Genomic DNA, 18407 nt, shown 5'->3' on the forward strand with positions numbered 1-18407 from the left:
CCTGTCACATGAGTTGTCGGCGGCGGCCCAGCCAGGTCTGGGCGACGACGACCACCGCCAGGAAGGCGCCGCTGACGACCTGCTGGTAGGAGGAGTCGAGCGAGCCGATCTGGTTGATGACGTTCTGGATCACCTTCAGCAGCAGCACCCCGACGAGCGAGCCGCTGACGTAGCCGAGCCCACCGGTCAGCAGGGTGCCGCCGATGACGACGGCGGAGATGGCCTCCAGTTCCATGCCGCTGCCCAGGATGGTGACGCCGGAGGCGAGCCAGGCGGCGTTGAGGGCGCCCGCCAGTCCGGCGAGCAGTCCCGACAGGGCGTAGACGAGGATCTTGGTGCGGGCCACCGGGGCACCCATCAGGGCGGCGGCGTCCTCGTTGCCGCCGACCGCGTAGACGTGCTGCCCGAACCGGGTCCGGCGCAGGACGACGGCTCCGGCGACGAACAGGGCCAGCGTGATCCACACCGGGTTGGCGAGGCCGAGGGTGCTGCCCTGGCCGAGCTCGGCGAGAAGGGAGCTCTTGCCGACGAGGTAGGTGTCGGCGCCCTCGTCGGTGAGCGCCAGCATCAGTCCACGCGCGCCGAGCATGGCCGCGAGCGTGACGATGAAGGGCGCGAGACGGGAGCGGGCGACCAGCAGGCCGTTGACGACGCCGATCAGCCCGCAGACGGCGAGCGGCAGCAGCAGGGCCACCAGGGTGCCGTGGCGCGACCCCCAGGCGGCCAGCACGCCGCCGAGGGCGAACAGGGAGCCGACGGACAGGTCGATCCCGCCGGTGATGATGACGAAGGTCATGCCGAGCGCGACGATCGCCAGGAAGGCCGAACTGGTCGCCATGTTGCTGATGTTGTCGCCGGTGGCGAAGGAGTCGAAGGAGAACGACGCCACCAGGGAGACGATCAGCAGGACGGCCAGTGCGCCGTGCTGCTGGACCAGGGCGCTCAGCCGTTCGGAGCGTGCGGAACCCAGCGGGTGGGCGTCCTGCGGCGGTTCGATACCGGCAGTGGTCACGGGTACGTCCGTGTTCGTGGTGGTCAACGCTTCCCCCGTCCGCGCGCCGCGTAGACCGCGGCGACGATCACGATGGCCTGGGCGATCTGGGTCCAGGAGGGCGGCAGATCGTGCTTGATGAGGGTGGCGGTGAGGAGCTGGATGAGGACGGCTCCCGCCACGGTGCCGCCGATGTTGACCCGGCCGCCGGTCAGCGGGGTCCCGCCGACGACGACCGCGGTGATCGCGGACAGCTCCATCAGGTTGCCCAGCGAGGTGGGGTCGCTGGCCTGGAGGCGGGCGGTGGCCAGCACGCCCGCGACCGCCGCGAGGAGCGCGCAGACGACGTACACGATGGTCAGCACGCGTCGCACGGGCAGGCCGGCGAGCTGGGCGGCGGGCCGGCTGTCGCCGATGGCGAGGAGCTGGCGTCCGAAGGTGGTGCGGCGCACGACGAAGGCCACCAGCAGCGCCAGGGCCGCGGCGATGAGGATCAGATACGGGATGCCGAGGACGTCGCCGGAGCCCAGGGAGGCCAGCGAGGGGTTGCGCAGGTCCTTGAGCTGCGGCAGCAGCACGAGGGCGAGTCCGCGACCGCCGACCATGAGCGCCAGCGTGGCGACGATCGGCTGCACCCCGACGAACGCGACCAGCGCGCCGTTGGCCAGCCCGACCCCCGCGGCGAACAGCGCGACCACCAGCAGCGCGGGCAGCAGCCCGTAGCCGAGGTAGAGGGCGGTCACGGAGGCCGCCAGTGCCATCACGGCGCCCACCGACAGGTCGACGCCCTCGGTGCCGATGACCAGGGCCATGCCGAGGGCGACGATGATGACGGGGGCGACCTGGACGGCCTGGGTGCGGAAGTTCTCCGTGGTCAGGAAGTGCGGGGTGATGACGGTGTTGACGACGAGCAGCGCCGCCACACCGGCGTAGACGCCGTAGGTCTGGAGCCACTGTACGAGGCGGGTCCTGTCCAACGGGGCGGTGCGCAGGGCGGCTTCAGCCATCGACGGCCGCCTCCTTGCCCGCGTCCCGCGCGGGGCCGTCGTTACCGGCGATGGTCCGCATGAGCTTGTCCTCCGTGACGTCGTCGCCGGTCAGCTCGCCGACGACGGCGCCGTCCTTCAGTACGACCACGCGGTCGGACCCTTCGATGAGTTCCTCCAGGTCGGAGGAGATGAGCAGGACGCCCAGGCCGTCGGCGGCCAGTTCGTCGACCAGTTTCTGCACCTCGGCCTTGGCGCCGACGTCGATCCCGCGGGTGGGCTCGTCGAGCAGCAGAACCTTGGGGTTCATCGCGAGCCACCGGGCGAGCAGCACCTTCTGCTGGTTGCCGCCGGACAGTTCGCCCACCTTCTGGTGCGGTGAGGAGGCCTTGATGCGCAGCCGTTCGATGAAGGTGTCGACGACGCTGTCGACACGGGCCTCGGAGACCAGGCCGAAGCGGGAGAGCCGGGGCAGCGCGGCCAGCGCGATGTTCTCCCGCACCGACAGGCCGGGGACGATGCCCTCGCTCTTGCGGTCCTCGGGCAGCAGGCTGATCCCGGCGCGGATGGCCGCCGGGGTCGAGCCGGCGCGCAGCGGCACGCCGGCCACCGTGACGCCGCCCGCGCGTGCGGGCAGGGCGCCGGCGATGGTCTTCGCGGTCTCGGTGCGTCCGGAGCCGAGCAGTCCGCCGAGGCCGACCACCTCGCCGGGACGGATGCTGAGGGAGACGCCGTGCAGCTTGTGCGGCACCGTCAGGTCCGAGGCGGTGAGCACCGGTTCGGCGTCGGCGGTGCCGTGCTCGCCGGTGAATTTGGTGAGGCCCTCCTCGCGGACCTCCCCCAGGTCCCGGCCGAGCATCGTCGACACCAGGGAGAGGCGGTCGAGGTCGGCGAGCCGGCCGCGGTGCACCCGCCGGCCGTCGCGCAGCACGGTGACGGTGCTGCACACGGCGTACAGCTCGTCCAGGCGGTGGCTGACGTAGACGACCGCGATGCCCGCGTCCCGCAGGCCCCGGATCACCGAGAACAGGGTCTCGACCTCACGCGGTTCGAGGGAGGACGTCGGTTCGTCCATGACGACGACGCGCGCCTCGGTGGCGACCGCCCTGGCCAGGGCGACCATCTGCTGGGCGCCGACCCCGAGGGTGCGCAGCGGCCTGCGGACGTCCACCCGCACCCCGTAGGTGCTCAGGGTCCGTTCGGCCTCGCGGTTCATGCGGCCCGTGTCCAGCACGCCGAACCGGTTGCGCGGCTCGCGGCCGAGGAACAGGTTGCGGGCCACGCTGAGCAGCGGGATCAGGTTGACCTCTTGGTAGATGGTCGAGATCCCGGCCTTCTGGGCCTCCAGCGGTGTGGCGAAGGAGACCTTGCGGCCCTGGAAGACGATCTCGCCCGCGTCGGGCCGGTACACGCCGGTGAGGAGCTTGATGAGGGTCGACTTGCCGGCGCCGTTCTCGCCGATCAGGGCGTGGACCTCACCGGCGTGCAGGGTCAGGTCCACGTCGTCCAGGGCCCGGACGCCGGGGAAGGTCTTGCTCAGTCCGCGGACGGCGAGCACTTCGGCGGGGGGTGCCACCTGTGCCTCCAGGATGCGATGCGGTGCGGTGTTGAGCGATGCGGTGTTGAGCGATGCGGTGCGGTGAGGTGCAAGAAGCGAAGGGGAGCGGGAGGGGCCCGCAGTGGGCGGTGCGTGCCCCTGAGGAGTGATCAGTAGGCCTTGCCGATGCCCGACTTGGCGTTGTCCGGGGTGTAGGCGCCGTCCTCGATGACGATGTCCTGCGCGACGCTCTCACCCTTGGTGAAGGTGTCCAGCGTCTGGAAGGCCAGCGGCCCGAAGCGCGGGTTGGACTCGACGACACCGCTGATCCAGCCGTCCACGATGCCCTGGACGGCGTTGCGGGTGCCGTCCACGGTGACGATCTCGACGTCGCCCGCCTTCTTGCCGGCGCCCTTGAGCGCGGCCACCGCGCCCAGACCCATCTCGTCGTTCTCGGCGTAGATCCCCTTGATGCCGGGCTTCGACTGGATGAGCTGCTCGGTGACCTGCTGGCCCTTCTCCCGGGCGAAGTCGCCGGTCTGTTCGAAGATCACCTTCAGGTCCGGCGCCTTCTCGGCGATCCGGTCCTTGAAGCCCTTGGTGCGCTCGGTGGTGACGTTGTTGCCCGCCGAGCCGAGGAGGATCGCGAGCTCGCCCTTGCCGCCGGTCGCCTCGATCATCTGGTCGGCGGCGCGCCGGCCCTGCTCGACGAAGTCGGAGGCGATGAACGAGACGTAGTCCTTGCAGGCCGTGGCGTTGATCTTGCGGTCGATCGTGACGATGGGGACCTTCTTGGCCGCGGCGGCCTGGAGTACCGGGTCCCAGCCGTCGGAGTTGAGCGGGGCGATGACCAGCAGGTCGGCGCCCTTCGCCAACAGGTCCTGGACGTCGCTGATCTGCTTGGAGAACTGCGACTGGGCGTTGGCCGTCAGCAGCTTGACGCCCCGCTTCTTCGCCTCGTCCTTGATGGACTGCGTCTCGGCGATGCGGAACGGGTTGGCCTCCTTCTCCGACTGGGAGAAGCCGACGGTGGCGTTCTTGAGGTCGAGCTTCGCACCGCCGTACGCGTCGACGGTGCAGGTCTTGCCGCCCGGCGCGGGCGAGGCGACCTTCTGTGCGGCGTCGGCGGCGGCCGAGGACTTGGTGTCGCTCGACGTGTCGTCCTCCGACTTCGCGCAGGAGGTGGCGGTCAACGCCACCGCCGCGGCCAGGGAGACGACCACGGGACGGGCGAGAAGACGACGGCGGTGAGTGGTGCGCTGCATGGTGACCCCGATCCGGGCGACGCGGAAAGAACACTGGGGAGGTGGTGAACGAGCAGAGGTCGAGCAAGGTCGAGCAAGGTCGTGCCGTAGCCGAGCAGTAGCCGTGCCGAGAAAAGTGCTTCTCCCCTGGCGGGAAAGGTCGTTCGACCCGCCGCACAGAGGTTTTTACATCGTTGGAAGGGTGCTGTAAACCCCCTGTGCGCGCACTGTGCGGGGCTCGCCGCGAGCGAGTCGGCCGACACCGCCCGCCTCTGCGCTCTCATCTGCGACGGAGGGGAGCGCGTCACGGCCGGGGAATTCAGCTGCCTCCGCGGCCCGTTCGGCGACCGGCACGCTCGCGCGGACGCGCCGCCCGGGACCGCACCACTCACGACCACACCTGCAAAGAGCAATGCACTTTCAGCACAGTGGGGTTGACGACGGCACTCGACTGCGGACGTCAGGAGATGCGTGACGGACAGGTCAACACGTCCGGCTCGGCGCGCACTTGACCGGAGCAGCGGGACGGCCGGCGCGTCACGCAGCCCTGCGAAGGTTCGGGCGGAAGGCGATGCGCACGCGCACCGCCCCGGGGGTCACCCGCGTCCGCCGCCGTTCGCCGCCGCCCGGCCCAGGGTGCTCTCGCGCTCCACGAGGCGATGGTCCGCCCGGACACGGCGCGGCTCGGGCATCTCGTTGCCGCCGAGCCGTGCCAGCACCGACTCGACCGCGAGGCGGCCGATGGCCTCCTTGTCCGGCGACACGGAGGTGAGGGTCACCGCGCCGAAGCGGCCCTCGACCACGTCGTCGAAGCCGACGACGGCGATGTCCTCGGGGACGCGCAGTCCCCGTTCGTGCAGGACACGCATAGCGCCGATGGCCATCGGATCGTTGTAGGCGAAAACCGCGTCGGGTCGCCGTCCGGATTCCAGGATGCGGTTCATGGCGGCCGCTCCGTCCGCGTGACCCCACCCGTCGGTGGCGGCGACGAGCCCGTCGTCGGCCGGGAGGCCGGCCGCGGTCAGTTCCTCGCGCCAGCCGCGCACCCGCAGTTGCGCCGGCTCACTGCGACCGCGCCGGGCGCCGATGAAGGCCACCTCCCGCCGCCCGAGCCCGTTCAGATGCCGGACGGCCGCGCGGGCGGCGGCGACGTTGTCGATGGCGATGTGGTCGTACGGCAGGTCGTAGTCGCGTTCGCCGAGCAGCACCAGCGGTACGTTCTCCGCCCGGTCGCGCAGGTCCTCGGTCTCCAGCTCGATCGGGCTGAGGATGAGGCCGTCGATGACCCGCGCCCGGAAACCCTGGCTGACCAGGATCTCCTGCTCGCGGTGCCCTCCGGTGTGGTCGAGCAGCACGATGTAGTCGTGTGCGGCGGCGGCGTCGATGACGGCGGCCGCCAGTTCGGCGAAGTAGGGGTTGCCGAGTTCGGGCAGGGCGAGCGCGATGATGCCCGTACGCCCTTTGCGCAGGTGCCGGGCGGCCAGGTTGGGCCGGTAGCCGAGCACGTCGATGGACCGCTGGACGCGCTCGCGCATGGCGGGCGTGACGTGCTGGTAGTTGTTCACCACGTTGGAGACGGTCTTGATGGAGACCCCCGCGTGCGCGGCGACGTCCTTGAGGCTGACCCGCACGGCATTCCCTTTCGCAGCGTCCCGACGAGATGATGGCCGGTGCGGCTACGGGGTCGTCACCGTGGGCGAGCGCCGAGCCCCCATACTGGACTTTTACAACGTTATACAGGCGTCCTCGCCACACTGACAAGGCGGGTGACGGACGGCCGTCGCACGGGGTGTGAGCGCCCGTCCGGCGGGCCGGCCCGCAGAATCCGGGGCCGCGACGCAACCGGAAGAAGTGCCGTCCGTGAACGGGTCGGGAGAAGTGTCGTCCGTGAACGGGCCACCGGTCTACGGCCGAGACGGCAACGGGCGCCGCCGAAGGCTGCCGGTCAGCCCGTCGACGTCCGCGACTGTTGCGGTGATCCGGCCGACGTCCGCGACTGTTGCGGTGATCCGGCCGCACGGCCGACGCGCCGAGCACCGGCCCCTCGACTACAGTTTCCCCTGAGACGTGCTCCCACGGTCGCCCTTCGCCGCTGACCTGGCCCGTCCACCGCGCGCGTTCCCCTGCTGAGCGCGGCACGGTTTCGACAACCCCATTCGAGCATCGAACCCGCCCACTGCGGAGTTCCGTTGCGGCACGAGAGGGAAAAGTCATGCCCTTTGCTTCCGCCAAGGACGGCACCAGCATCTTCTTCAAGGACTGGGGCTCGGGACAACCGGTCGTGTTCTCCCACGGCTGGCCGCTCACCGCCGACGCCTGGGATCCGCAACTGAAGCTGATGGCGGACAACGGATTCCGGGCCATCGCCCACGACCGGAGAGGCGGCGGCCGCTCAGGACAGAGCTGGGACGGCAACAATCTCGACACCTACGCCGACGATCTCGCCGCGGTCATCGAAGAACTCGACCTGCGCGACGTCATTCTCGTCGGTCACTCCACCGGCGGCGGTGAAGTGACCCGCTACATCGGGCGACACGGTTCGAGCCGTGTCGCCAAGGCCGTCCTGGTGGGCGCCATCCCTCCTCTGATGCTGAAGACGGACGCGAATCCGGAGGGGCTGCCGATCGAGGTCTTCGACGAGATCCGTGCGGGCGTGGCAACGGACCGCTCCCAGTTCTACAAGGACCTCAGCGCGCCCTTCTACGGCGCCAACCGCGACGATTCGACCGTCACCCAGGGAACGCGAGACGAGTTCTGGCTGTGGGGAATGACGGTGGGCATCAAGGGCGCGTACGACTGCATCAAGGCGTTCTCCGAGACGGACCTCACCGAGGACCTCAAGAAGATCGACGTCCCGACACTGATCGTGCACGGGGACGACGACCAGATCGTTCCCATCGTCGCTTCCGGCGACAAGAGCTCGAAGCTGGTCAAGGACGCGGTGTACAAGGTGTATTCCGGTGCGCCCCACGGACTGGCCATGGTTCCGAAGTACGCCGAGAAGTTCGACCAGGACCTCCTCGAATTCGCACGCGGCTGAGCTATGGAACCAGGACGGGCACGGCCAGATCACGGTCGAAGACGGCCATGGTCAGACCCGGGCCGTTGTAGTCGTCGACGATCTTCACCTCGAAGCCGAGACTGCGGTGGAACGCGATCGAGCCGGTGTTCGCGACCGACGTGATCGCCTTCAGCCGCCGGGCGCCATGGCGGTGCGCCGCTTCGGCGAACGCCGCGTAGAGACGGCGCCCGAGACCCGTACCACGGGCGTCGTCCCGCGTGGCGATCAGATGCACGTACCCGGTGCCTTCCGGCGTCACGAACCCGAAGACGTACCCACGGATTCCGTCCTCGGCCCGGGCGACCAGGCAGGTGGCACCGAACTCCTGCACCAGCGCCAGAAGGTGCAGCGATCGAAGGTCGCGTTCGCCCCAGTAACGGGCGTGATCGGTCAGGACCTGGTGAAAGTCGGCCACGCCGGCCGGTGCGATCTGTGTGCCCATGGCGACGATCATGGCAGGCGTCTCGGCCGCCACAGGCGAAGGTCCGCCCGGAGCAGTGAGTCGGGCTGCTCGCTCAACGTCTGGGCCGCTGGAAGTGGGCGTAGGGCGGGTACGGCTTGAAGCAGACCAACACCTCCACGGGGTGCCCGCCACCGGGTTCCTGGACCAGCGTCGGGAGGGCCGTCATCAGGGCCGAGTGGCCTTGGGTGACGCCCTTCTGGCGCGGACCCCAACCCGCCGCGTGGGCAAGGGAGGTAGCGGTCTCGGCGAACACCTCGCGGTTGCCGAACAGGAAGAACGTGCGGGCGTGGGTGGCGTGCCGCAACTCGTCCCGGAAATCGGCCCGGGTCCCGCGCTCACGCCATCCGGCGGCGTCCCTGGCCGTGCGTTCCTCGTCGGTGCCGACGGTCAGCGGAGTGCCGTTCACCAGCCTGCGGCGCAGCTCGGGCCACTTGCTGGGACGCAGACCGAGCTTGTCGTGGACCAGGACGAGATCGACCGGCGTGCCGAAGCCCTCGTCGGGCCGAAGGCTGTCGCGCAGCGGCACATGGACGATCGTGTGCCGGGAGTACGCGGCGAAGGAGAACAGACCCGCGAGCCGGTTCAGCCCGTCATGGTCGCCCAGCAACAGGCCGATGGGCTCGGGGGCACTGAGCGACGTGTGGCGAAGGGGGTTCCTCGGCTGGACGACCCGGTGCTCGTGCGGCCCGGTCCGGGGCCTGAACTGTTGCAGCCTCAGCCGCATACGGAGTACCTCATCGCCTCAGGATCGCGGGCGGTGCGGCTTCCCGGCAACGGAGATTCCGCCCCGGCAGGATCACCGGGAGCGCCGCGCCGGTCGAGGCGAGGCAGGTCGAGCGGGTCGGTGGCGAGCCGGGGTGTCGTCCCGCCTCTGCGGCCGTCCCGGAGTCCCCGGAGGCCGGCCGGCCCCTGCGGGCCGGTCCCGCCGCCGGGTACGACGGCACCCTTCGCCTCGCCGAGTCCGGCACGTACGTCCGCACCGCCCCCGTCTTCCGCACGGACGCCCCGCAGCACCGCTGGCTCGCGTGCACGGTCTTCGTGGGCCTCGCCCGGGAGGAGGACGGCCACCTCGTGATCCGCTGTTGCACGGTGGACTGAACGACGCCGGTCCGCGGGCGGCGGAACCGGGCGACGGGACGGCGCCTGCCGCCGAGTGCGGAGGCCGAGGGGCGGACGGCAGGCGTGCCCTCGGGCCGAGCCCGACCGCGGACGCGACGGTGACCGCCCCTGCGGGAAGCCACCCGACCGGCTGCCGACCAGCACGAAGGGCTCCACGATCCGGGATGCCCGGCCGCCCCCGCACGCCGGTGATTTCGCCGATTGCTCCCCGGCTCGGCGCCACGACGCTGGTCAGGTCCAGCCACCCGCATCCTCGTCAGGAGGGCTCCATGCGTCGTCATGCCCCGCGCCGGATCCTCGGTGTTCTCGCGACCGCCACCCTCGCGTTCACCCTGTTCTCCGCAGCGCCGACGGCAGGCGCCACCCCCACGGCCGCCGCGTCGGTCGCCTCCACCACCCGGTCGGCCGACGCGGCCGCCCAGCCGTTGTCGACGAGCACACCGGTCGTCTTCGTCCACGGCTACACCGGCAGCGCGTCCAACTGGACCACCGCCATGAGCGTCTTCCGGCTCAACGGCTGGTCCAGCTCCAACCTGTTCGCCTACGAGTACAACTCCTACGGCAACAACATCACCAACGCCCAGGGGCTCGCGACCTTCGTCAACACCGTGAAGGCGCGGACCGGTGCGAGCAAGGTCGCCATCGTCAACCACTCGATGGGCGGCCTCGTCAGTCAGTACTACCTGAAGGTCCTGGGCGGCAACACCAGCGTCAGCCACCTCGCCTCGATCGCCGGCGCGAACCACGGAACCACCTACGCCGGCGCCTGCCTCATCTACACGACCTGTCAACAGATGTACCCGGGCTCGTCGTTCATCGCCCAGATCACCGCGGGCGACGAAACGCCGGGCACCACCCGGTACGCCACCTGGTACTCGGCGTGCGACGGCATCATCATCCCGTACACCAGCACCCGACTGGACGGCGCGACGAACAACAACGTGCTCTGCCAGACCCACATCGGCTACCTGACGGACACGGTCGTGCTCGGTCAGATCGCCGACTTCGTCGCCTCCTGACCCACCGCGCGAGCAGCCCCGGCGGTGACCGGCGCTCAGTGCGACCACGCCCCGTTCCCGGCAGCCCGACCGCCGGGAACGGGGCGCACGGCAGGGGACGGTCACCCGGTCGGCGTCCCTCCGTGTCGACGACCTGGCCGACCTCGACTGACCCTGCGCAGGCAGGGCAAGGCCGGCCCCGACCCGGCCCTGGCCGGCCGGCTGTGGGACGCGACCGCCGACCTCGTCGGGTCGGTCGCCCGCCGAGCCACCCGGAACAGCCGCGTCAGGCGGCTCCTGCCTGGGCTTTGCGGGCCAGCAGGTGAACCTCCTGGAACTGCCGCCGGTCGGTGGGCTGCGGCTCGCGGACCGTCCGGGCCACCTCGGCCAACCCGGACTCGCGCAGCAGCGCGGCGAGGTGATCGGGCCACCACCGATAGGCCGGCGCGACAGTGTGGTCGAAGACCTGCGTCGGGTGCGACGGACCATCGGTGGCCGAGAAGCCGACCAGAAGGTGGCCGCCGGGTGCCAGCACGCGATGGAACTCCGCCAGGATGACGGGGAGTTCCTGTGGCGGAGTGTGGATGATGGACCACCGTGCGAGCACGCCGCCCAGGACCCTGTCGGCGATGTCCAACGCGGCCATCGAGCCCACGTCGAACCGCAGACGCGGATAGGCCTGCCGAGCCAACTCGATCATCGCGGGAGAGGTGTCGACACCGAACGCCGACAGGCCCAACTCGTCCAGATGGGCGGTGACATGACCGGGCCCGCACCCCAGGTCCGCGGCCTGACCGCCGTCCCCACCAGTACGGACGACCTCGGCGAAGACACCCAGCATCGCGCGGTCCAGGGGACTGTCACGCAGCGAGTCGCGGAACATCCGCGCATAGGTGGGGGCGACAGCGTCGTATCCCTGGCGGGTGACACTGAGGGCACTGTGTTCGACCATGCACGCGACAGTAGTTCCTGACCGCGGGGCCGGCCGGGAGAATCACGATCTCGGCAGCGGCGCCCGATGGGCGGACCGCACGCCGCTACCGCTCACCTTCAGGCAGGACGCTTGAACCTGGCGGCGTCGCCCAGGTCCTCGCCGACAGTCACCGCAGGCGCGCGCCGCGTCTAACCGGCGTCCAGCGGTCGTTCGAAGAACGTTTCCAGGACGACGGTCGCCTGGGTGCCGCTGACCCCGTCGATCGCGTACAGGCGGCGCAGGACGTCCTGGAGTCGTTCCGTGCTCGCCGTGCGCACCTTCACCAGTACCGACGCGCTGCCCGCGATGACGTGGGCCTCCTGGATCTCCGGTACGCCGGCGAAGTCCTCGGCGCGGTCGCCCATCCAGGCCGTCGAGTCGACGAGCACGAAGGCGAGGACCCCGCGGTCGAGGGCCGCGGGGTCCACGTCGACCGTGGTGGCCCTGATGACCCCGTGCTCCCGCAGCCTGCGCACTCGCTCGTGGGCGGCGCCCGCCGACAGGCCGACCCCCTTGCCCAACTCGGCATAGGACCGCGTCGCGTCCTTCTGAAGCAGCGCGATCAAGCCACGGTCGATGTCATCTATCGGCTTCATGGTCTGACCATATCCTGTTCGGCGATCTACGTGTTACGTTGAATCAGATCCTGATCAGTGAAGGCGAAGGGACGCCGATGCCCGCCGATGGCCTGTACGAGATCCTGGACGACCGCTTCCGTACCGGACGCTGCACGAACGGCGACGGCAGGCTGGAGGTGCTGTACGACGACTGCCGTTGGGCGGAGGGTCCGCTGTACCTGCCCGCCTGGCGCCAGTTGATCTGGAGCGACATCCCGAACGACCGCATCCTGCGCTGGGACGAGGCCACCGGGACGGTCGGCGTCTTCCGCCACCCGGCCGGACACAGCAACGGCAACACCCTCGACCGGCAGGGCCGCCTGGTCAGCTGCGAGCAGGGCAACCGCCGGGTCACCCGTACCGAGCCGGACGGCACGGTGACGGTCCTGGCCGAGCGTTTCGAGGGCAAGCGGCTCAACAGTCCCAACGACTCCGTCGTGCGCTCCGACGGCACTCTGTGGTTCTCCGACCCGGACTTCGGCATCACCAGCGACTACGAGGGTCATCGCGCCGAGTCCGAGATCGGCGCCTGCAACGTCTACCGGGTCGACCCGGCGACGGGCGCGGTGCACCTCGCCGCCGACGGCTTCGACGGACCCAACGGCGTCATCCTGTCACCGGACGAGAAGCGGCTGTACGTCTCCGACTCGCGGAGCGCCCGTATCCACGCCTTCGACGTCCACGCCGACGGCACACTCTCCGGACGGGAGGTCTTCGCCGAAGCACGAGCGGGCGTCCACTTCGACAACATCCGCCTGGACGACCAGGGCCGCCTGTGGGCCGCCGCCCTGGAGGACGGCGTGCACTGCTACGACCCCGACGGCACCCTCATCGGACGGCTCCGGGTGCCGGAACCGGTCTCCAACATCACCTTCGGCGGACCGAAGAACAACCGCCTGTTCATCACCGCCACCAACTCGCTGTACTCGCTGGTGATGTCGGTGACGGGAGCGCCCCGCGTCTAGGCCGCGTGTCCGACGGCGGGCCGGGGCACTCCGCCGCGCGCGCCCCGGCGCCGGACGGTCGCGGCTGTCCGACCCTGATCCACCGACTACTGAAACCGCGGTACGCGTCCGGTCGCCGGCTCATGCTCCGGTAGGACGTTGCGCCTCCGGCCGGACGGGTCACCGGCGCCGGGGCGGCGAGAACCACGACGGGGCTCTCACAGGCGGAACAGCTCTGCCGCGTTGTCGTGGCAGACCGCCCGCAGCCACTCGTCCCCGAGGCCCAGCCGCTCCAGCGCGTGGAGCTGGTGCACGTACGGATAGGGGATGTTGGGGAAGTCGGAGCCGAGCAGGACACGGTCGCCGAGTCCGGCCAGCCGGGGCAGGGCCCTGCCGGGGAACGGCATCAGCTCCTCGGCGAAGTCGGTGAACGTCATCGTCGTGTCCAGCCGGACTTCCCCGTACCGTTCGGCGAGGCCGAGGAACTCCTCGTACTCGGGCATCCCCAGGTGCGCGACGACCAGTCGCAGCCGGGGGTGCCGCGCCAGCACCCGGGCGATCGGCTCGGGTCCCGTGTGCTTGCCGGGTGCGGGCCCCGAGCCGCAGTGGATCACGACGGGGATTCCGGCCTCGGCCAGCAACCCCCATGTCGGATCGAGGAGTTCGTCGGCCGGGTCGTACGCCCCCACCTGTACATGCGCCTTGAGGACGCGCGCGCCCGCCTCGACGGCCTCCCGCACGTAGGTCTCGACGCCCGGCTCGGGGTAGAGGGTGGCGGTGTGCAGACAGTCGGGCGTGCGGCGGGCGAAGTCGGCCGCCCAGTCGTTCAGCCACCGGGCCATGCCCGGCTTGTGCGGGTAGAGCATCGCGGTGAAGGCCCGTACGCCGAACTCCCTCAGCAGGGACGTCCGTTCGCTCTCCTCGTTCCGGTAGGTGATCGGCCACTCGAGCCCGCCGGTCTGTGGTCCGAGCGCGTCGAAGTAGTCCCAGACCTTGTGCAGGACCCGCTCGGGCATGAAGTGCGTGTGGACGTCGACGAGGCCGGGAAGGCCGAGGCGGCCCCAGAAAGCGCGCACCTCCTCGGCCTCCTGTCCCACAGGGGTGGCTTCGGCGGTACCACCGGGGTCGACGGGTTCCGTGCGGTGATCATCCATGGCGCCCACGATCGACCCGGGTGAGGCGGCGGGTCCACTCCTTCGCGCGGGGAATCCGTGAGGGATCCGTCACCCGGCCCCGCGGCGGTGTGGCCGGGGCGGGCCGGGCCGTCGGCGTGCGGGGGCGGCGACGGGCCGACGGGCCGTCCGCCGCGCTGCGGGCGGCGCCCGGCCCTCGGCCGCTGCCGCAGCGAGCCGGTGCCGCTGTCAGGGCCTGTCCGGCCTCACCCTCCTGTCGACGCCGTTCACCCGGACGGTGATGTCCTTCCGGTTCCGCGCCCGGTCGGCCACGATCTTGTAGGACGTCACCTTTCCCTTCCGCCACTCACAGCTGACCTCGTAGCCGCCCCGGGCACGGAGCCCGGTGAAGGATCCCTGGGCCTTCCAGCCGTCCGGCAGGGCGGGCAGCAGGTCGATCACTCCGTCGTGGCTCTGCAGGAGCATCTCCGCCACGGCGCCCGAGATGCCGAAGTTGCCGTCCATCTGGAAGGGCGGGTGGTTGCAGAACAGGTTGGGCAGCGTGTTGTAGGTCAGCAGTCCGCGCAGCATGACCTGGGCGCGCCGACCGTCGCGGAGGCGGGCGAACAGGGCCGCCCGCCAGGGCCAGGTCCATGAGCGGCGGCTGTCGCCCGAGACCGTCGCGGCCGTGAACGGGACGCCTTCCTTCTCGCCGCACCGCGCCTTGAGGGAGACGAGGGCGGCGGCGGCGAGGTCGGGCGTCTGCGGGGTGATCTGGCGGCCCGGGTAGACCGCGAAGAGGTGCGAGGTGTGGCGGTGGATGTCGTCGGGGCTGTCGATGTCCTCCTGCCACTCCTGGAGCTGGCCCCACCGGCCGATCCTGTTCGGCGCGAGGCGCGCCTGCAGGTCCGCGACCTTGGCCCGGTACGCGGGATCCGCCTTGAGTGCCGCCTCGCAGTCGAGGTAGTTCTGGAACAGGTCCCAGATGATCTGCTGGTCGTACATGACGCCGTCCTCGCGCGGCCCGTGCTCCGGGGACCAGCCGTTCGGTGCGACGAGGAGTCCGTCCTCGCGCTCCTTGAGATGGTCCTCCCAGAACTCGCAGATCTCCTTGATCATCGGGTAGGCGACGGTACGGAGATAGGTCGGGTCCTGGGTGAACGCCCAGTGCTCGTAGAGGTGCTGGGCGTACCAGGCGCTCGCGACGGTGTTCCACTCCCACGAGTTGCCGCCGAAGATGCTCTGGCTGGTGCGGGCGGTCCAGCCGCGGGTGTCCTGGCCGAAGGCGTTGCGGGTCGCCACCCGGCTCGGCACCGCCACCTGCTCGATGAAGCCGACGAGCGCCTCGTGACACTCCGACAGGTTCGTCGTCTCGGCTCCCCAGTAGTTCATCTGGACATTGATGTTGGTGTGGTAGTCGGAGGCCCAGGCCGGCTGGTTCTGGTCGTTCCACAGGCCTTGGAGGTTGGCGGGCAGGCCGTTCGGCCGGGAGGAGCTGATCAGCAGGTACCGGCCGTAGTCGAACATCGTCTGTTCGAGTGTCGGGTCCTCCCCGCCCGCCGCGTAACGCGCCAGCCGGGCGTCGGTGGGGAGCGCGACGACGGCGGCCGGGGAGGTGCCCCAGGCGACCGAGACACGGTTCATGAGGGCCCGCGTCTCGGCGATGTGCCGGGCGCGCAGCTTGTCGTAGGGCCGGGCGGACGCCTTGGCGAGCGCCCTGGCGATGATCGGTTCCGGAGCGGCTCCGCGCCACCCGGCGGCGGCGTCGAGCCGGTAGTCGGTGCGGGCGTCGAGGAACAGGGTCAGGGTCGTGCAGCCGCTGAACCTCAGCACCGCTCCGTCGGCGCTGAGGTCGCCGTCGGGGTGTACCGCCTGGACGGTGCAGGCGTGCTTGAGTCCGTTGCCCATGACACCGCTGAAGGCGATCCGCCCGGCGTCGGCGTCGACGGTCGTCGGGGCCTGGTCCTGCGCGGACGTCAGCGAGATCGCCCCGGAGAGTCCGTCGGCGCCGTCCGACGTGTACCGGAAGACCATGACGTCCGCGGACCGGTCGGCGAAGGCCTCGCGCAGGACGCGCTGTCCCGGCGCGCCGAAGCGGGTGACATGGAGGCCTTCGACGAAGTCGAGGGTGCGCCGGTAGTCGACGACGGTGCGCTGGGCGCGGGTGTCGAAGCCCTTGCCCGCCAGCGCGATCTCCGCGATCTGGCAGCCGGTGGAGGACGCGCCGGGAGTCAGGGTGAGCCGGTAGACGCGGTAGGCCGTGCTGTTGGTGAAGGAGAAGGTCCGGCTCTCGCCGCGGCCGGCGAAGGGCGCCCCCGGGTTCCGCGTGTCGAGCGTCGTCCAGGTGGTCCCGTCCAGCGACGCCTCGAGCGTCCACTGCCGGGGGTCGTCGCGCGGGCGGTCGGGGGCCGCCGTCAGCGTGTACGAGGTGACGACGGCCGGGCGGGGCAGGTCGGCCTGCCAGCTGACGGCGGGTGCGGCGCCGTCGACCCGCCAGACGGTGGCCGGATCGCGGTCCACCGAACGCGAGATGTCCGTGCCCCGGGCCCCGGGCCGGGCGGATCCCTGCGAGTGCCCGCTCGGCGACGACAGGTAGAGCGAGGTGTCCCCGCCGAGGTCCACGCCGTCCAGGCCGATCTCGCTCACCTGGAAGTGACTGACGCCCGCCTTGGGGACGAAGTCGAACCGGTAGAAGCGGTAGGCCGCGCTGTGGGCACTGGTGAATTCCCTGGTCTGGAAGCGGCTCTCGAAGGGCGCCTCCAGGGTGCGGCTGTCCAACGTGGTCCAGGTGGCGCCGTCCGCGGAACCGGAGAACGTCCACTCCTGCGGGTCGCGCTGCGGCACGTCGTTGGCGCTCGTCAGCCGGTAGGAGGCGACCACGACGGGTTCGGGGAGTTCGACCTGCCACCGCACCTTCGCACCGGGCCCCTCGATGCACCACTTGGTGCTCGATTCGCCGTCGTACGTCTTGTCGACGCCCTCCGAGGGGGAGGAAGTGTACGGTCCTCCCGGTGCCGTGACCGTGGGCTTCGGACGGGAGGCGAAGGTGACGACGAGGTCGCCGAAGTCGCGGTAGGAGCCGAAGCCGGTCATGCCGGTGTCGAAATCGCTGTCCGGTCTGCCGGCGAGCGCGTTGTCGTAGTTGTTGACCCCGCCCCACAGGCTCTGCTCGTTGAACTGGATGCGCTCCTCGTGGGGATCGGCGAAGAGCATGGCGCCGAGCCGGCCGTTGCCGATCGGCAGGGCCTGCGACTGCCAGTCCGCGGCGGGGACGGAGTACGTCAGCGCCTTGCGCGACAGGGCCGGCCACTGGATGGCCGCCGACGCGTGGGCCCCGGCCGCGACGGCCTGTCCGGCAGGCGTGGCGCCCGTCAGCTGAGTGGCCAGTGGCGCGACGGCGAGAGCACCGCCGAACTTCAGGATGCTTCGTCTCAGCGGTTGGGATTCATTGATCACAGCAAGATCTCCCGGCCCATTCATCGGCTCTTTCACGGAGGGAGGAGCGGCCACATCGACATCTGCCGAGGGCTTTTTCATCGTCAGCCATCTTCACGGGAAGATAGATCGGATGTCTAGAGGTGTGACTAGCCGTCGACTGACGACCCGTCCGCCTCGACCCAGCTCGCCGCGAGCCAGTGCTCGACGGCGGCCACATGGACCGTCGCGGCGGAGACGGCCAACAGTGCGTCACGTGCCCTGAGCGCGCGGAGGATCTCCTCGTGTTCCGCGTGCGCGCGCTCCACGGCGCGCTGTGTCCGGCTGCCCCGCACGATGCGGACCCGCTGGGTACGGGTGGACAGGACACGCAACAGCATGGACAGCACGGGGTTGCCGACGGCTTCGACGATGCGCAGGTGGAACGCGATGTCGTGGGCGACGAACTCGTCCACCGTGGCGGCCGCCCGGGACCGTTCGAGGATGACGCCGAGTTCTTCGAGGTCCTCGGAGGTCAGCACGGTGGCGGCCAGCCCGGTCGCCGGCGGTTCCAGCAGTCTGCGCACCTGGAGCAGTTGAAGGGCGGTCCGCCCGTGCGAGACGTCGGCGGCGAAGGACATCGTCTCGAGCAGAAGGTGCGGCTCCAGGCTGGAGACATAGGTGCCGTCGCCCTGCCGGGTGACCAGGATGCGCATGGCGGTCAGCGCACGGACCGCCTCGCGCAGCGAGCTTCGGGACAGACCGAGCTGACCGGCGAGAGCATCCTCCTTGGGCAGTCGGGAGCCTGGCGCGAGCTCGCCCGCGACGATCATCGCCTTGATCTTCTCCATCGCCTCGTCCGTCAGTGCCACGAGGAGCGCCTCTCTGTCCCGAAGGAACACGGCGGGACTCCACGCGGCCCGGCAACGAGCCCGCGCGATGCCCCGA

The 18407-nt window shown here is 70.4% G+C and carries 16 protein-coding genes; 4 read left to right on the top strand and 12 right to left on the bottom strand.

Features of this window, described 5'->3' with window-relative positions:
- Positions 1-4 precede the first annotated feature (4 nt).
- From OHU34_RS02765 to OHU34_RS02785, 5 genes are all read right to left on the bottom strand, one after another.
- Positions 5-1039, bottom strand: coding sequence for an ABC transporter permease (locus OHU34_RS02765; protein ID WP_405764425.1), 1035 nt, complete (start codon positions 1037-1039; stop codon positions 5-7).
- Positions 1036-1998: an ABC transporter permease gene (locus tag OHU34_RS02770; RefSeq protein WP_230193862.1), complete on the bottom strand. Its 963-nt coding sequence runs from the start codon at positions 1996-1998 to the stop codon at positions 1036-1038. Before OHU34_RS02770 ends, OHU34_RS02765 begins: the two co-directional genes overlap by 4 nt.
- Positions 1991-3553: a sugar ABC transporter ATP-binding protein gene (locus OHU34_RS02775; RefSeq protein WP_230193863.1), complete on the bottom strand. Its 1563-nt coding sequence runs from the start codon at positions 3551-3553 to the stop codon at positions 1991-1993. Before OHU34_RS02775 ends, OHU34_RS02770 begins: the two co-directional genes overlap by 8 nt.
- Before the next feature lie 131 nt (positions 3554-3684).
- Entirely contained in the window at positions 3685-4779 is a 1095-nt protein-coding gene (locus OHU34_RS02780) for an ABC transporter substrate-binding protein (RefSeq protein ID WP_405764429.1), read from the bottom strand.
- A 575-nt stretch (positions 4780-5354) separates the two neighbouring features.
- Positions 5355-6389, bottom strand: a complete 1035-nt coding sequence (locus OHU34_RS02785; RefSeq protein ID WP_142270351.1) for a LacI family DNA-binding transcriptional regulator — start codon at positions 6387-6389, stop codon at positions 5355-5357.
- 581 nt (positions 6390-6970) lie between these two features.
- On the opposite strand from OHU34_RS02785, the gene OHU34_RS02790 reads away from it, so the two are divergent.
- Positions 6971-7798, top strand: a complete 828-nt coding sequence (locus OHU34_RS02790; protein WP_142270350.1) for an alpha/beta fold hydrolase — start codon at positions 6971-6973, stop codon at positions 7796-7798.
- A gap of 1 nt (position 7799) precedes the next feature.
- On the opposite strand, the gene OHU34_RS02795 is transcribed toward OHU34_RS02790, so the two are convergent.
- Positions 7800-8273 carry a GNAT family N-acetyltransferase gene (locus OHU34_RS02795; RefSeq protein WP_142270592.1) on the bottom strand — a complete coding sequence of 158 codons (474 nt, stop codon included), beginning with the start codon at positions 8271-8273 and terminating at the stop codon, positions 7800-7802.
- 61 nt (positions 8274-8334) lie between these two features.
- Positions 8335-9006 carry a hypothetical protein gene (locus OHU34_RS02800; protein ID WP_405764433.1) on the bottom strand — a complete coding sequence of 224 codons (672 nt, stop codon included), beginning with the start codon at positions 9004-9006 and terminating at the stop codon, positions 8335-8337.
- A 185-nt stretch (positions 9007-9191) separates the two neighbouring features.
- On the opposite strand from OHU34_RS02800, the gene OHU34_RS02805 reads away from it, so the two are divergent.
- Together OHU34_RS02805 and OHU34_RS02810 are read left to right on the top strand one after the other, a co-directional pair.
- On the top strand, positions 9192-9380 hold the full coding sequence (locus OHU34_RS02805; protein WP_230193914.1) for a DUF3237 family protein: 189 nt from the start codon (positions 9192-9194) through the stop codon (positions 9378-9380).
- Between the two features lie 290 nt (positions 9381-9670).
- Entirely contained in the window at positions 9671-10420 is a 750-nt protein-coding gene (locus tag OHU34_RS02810) for a triacylglycerol lipase (RefSeq protein ID WP_230193865.1), read from the top strand.
- Positions 10421-10685: 265 nt separating this feature from the next.
- On the opposite strand, the gene OHU34_RS02815 is transcribed toward OHU34_RS02810, so the two are convergent.
- The gene (locus tag OHU34_RS02815) at positions 10686-11351 is read right to left on the bottom strand and encodes a class I SAM-dependent methyltransferase (protein WP_405764436.1); all 666 of its coding nucleotides are present in this window, start codon (positions 11349-11351) and stop codon (positions 10686-10688) included.
- A 170-nt stretch (positions 11352-11521) separates the two neighbouring features.
- Positions 11522-11959, bottom strand: coding sequence for an Lrp/AsnC family transcriptional regulator (locus tag OHU34_RS02820; RefSeq protein ID WP_142270591.1), 438 nt, complete (start codon positions 11957-11959; stop codon positions 11522-11524).
- A gap of 86 nt (positions 11960-12045) precedes the next feature.
- On the opposite strand from OHU34_RS02820, the gene OHU34_RS02825 reads away from it, so the two are divergent.
- Positions 12046-12954 (top strand): SMP-30/gluconolactonase/LRE family protein, encoded by a 909-nt coding sequence (locus OHU34_RS02825; protein WP_405764439.1) that lies wholly within the window; start codon positions 12046-12048, stop codon positions 12952-12954.
- Between the two features lie 197 nt (positions 12955-13151).
- On the opposite strand, the gene OHU34_RS02830 is transcribed toward OHU34_RS02825, so the two are convergent.
- From OHU34_RS02830 to OHU34_RS02840, 3 genes are all read right to left on the bottom strand, one after another.
- Positions 13152-14087, bottom strand: a complete 936-nt coding sequence (locus OHU34_RS02830; protein ID WP_405764441.1) for an amidohydrolase family protein — start codon at positions 14085-14087, stop codon at positions 13152-13154.
- A 207-nt stretch (positions 14088-14294) separates the two neighbouring features.
- Positions 14295-17501, bottom strand: coding sequence for a glycosyl hydrolase family 95 catalytic domain-containing protein (locus tag OHU34_RS02835; protein ID WP_405764444.1), 3207 nt, complete (start codon positions 17499-17501; stop codon positions 14295-14297).
- Between the two features lie 128 nt (positions 17502-17629).
- Positions 17630-18331, bottom strand: a complete 702-nt coding sequence (locus OHU34_RS02840; protein WP_142270589.1) for a FadR/GntR family transcriptional regulator — start codon at positions 18329-18331, stop codon at positions 17630-17632.
- Between the last annotated feature and the right edge of the window lie 76 nt (positions 18332-18407).

The organism is Streptomyces sp. NBC_00080 (assembly GCF_045041255.1).
Taxonomy (GTDB): domain Bacteria; phylum Actinomycetota; class Actinomycetes; order Streptomycetales; family Streptomycetaceae; genus Streptomyces; species Streptomyces coriariae.

What these genes read in the sequence shown, in the direction of transcription:
- OHU34_RS02770 (WP_230193862.1), bottom strand. Translation starts at nt 1,998, where the DNA reads ATGGCTGAAGCCGCCCTGCGCACCGCCCCGTTGGACAGGACCCGCCTC.
- OHU34_RS02780 (WP_405764429.1), bottom strand. Translation starts at nt 4,779, where the DNA reads ATGCAGCGCACCACTCACCGCCGTCGTCTTCTCGCCCGTCCCGTGGTC.
- OHU34_RS02790 (WP_142270350.1), top strand. Translation starts at nt 6,971, where the DNA reads ATGCCCTTTGCTTCCGCCAAGGACGGCACCAGCATCTTCTTCAAGGAC.
- OHU34_RS02795 (WP_142270592.1), bottom strand. Translation starts at nt 8,273, where the DNA reads ATGATCGTCGCCATGGGCACACAGATCGCACCGGCCGGCGTGGCCGAC.
- OHU34_RS02800 (WP_405764433.1), bottom strand. Translation starts at nt 9,006, where the DNA reads ATGCGGCTGAGGCTGCAACAGTTCAGGCCCCGGACCGGGCCGCACGAG.
- OHU34_RS02810 (WP_230193865.1), top strand. Translation starts at nt 9,671, where the DNA reads ATGCGTCGTCATGCCCCGCGCCGGATCCTCGGTGTTCTCGCGACCGCC.
- OHU34_RS02815 (WP_405764436.1), bottom strand. Translation starts at nt 11,351, where the DNA reads ATGGTCGAACACAGTGCCCTCAGTGTCACCCGCCAGGGATACGACGCT.
- OHU34_RS02825 (WP_405764439.1), top strand. Translation starts at nt 12,046, where the DNA reads ATGCCCGCCGATGGCCTGTACGAGATCCTGGACGACCGCTTCCGTACC.
- OHU34_RS02830 (WP_405764441.1), bottom strand. Translation starts at nt 14,087, where the DNA reads ATGGATGATCACCGCACGGAACCCGTCGACCCCGGTGGTACCGCCGAA.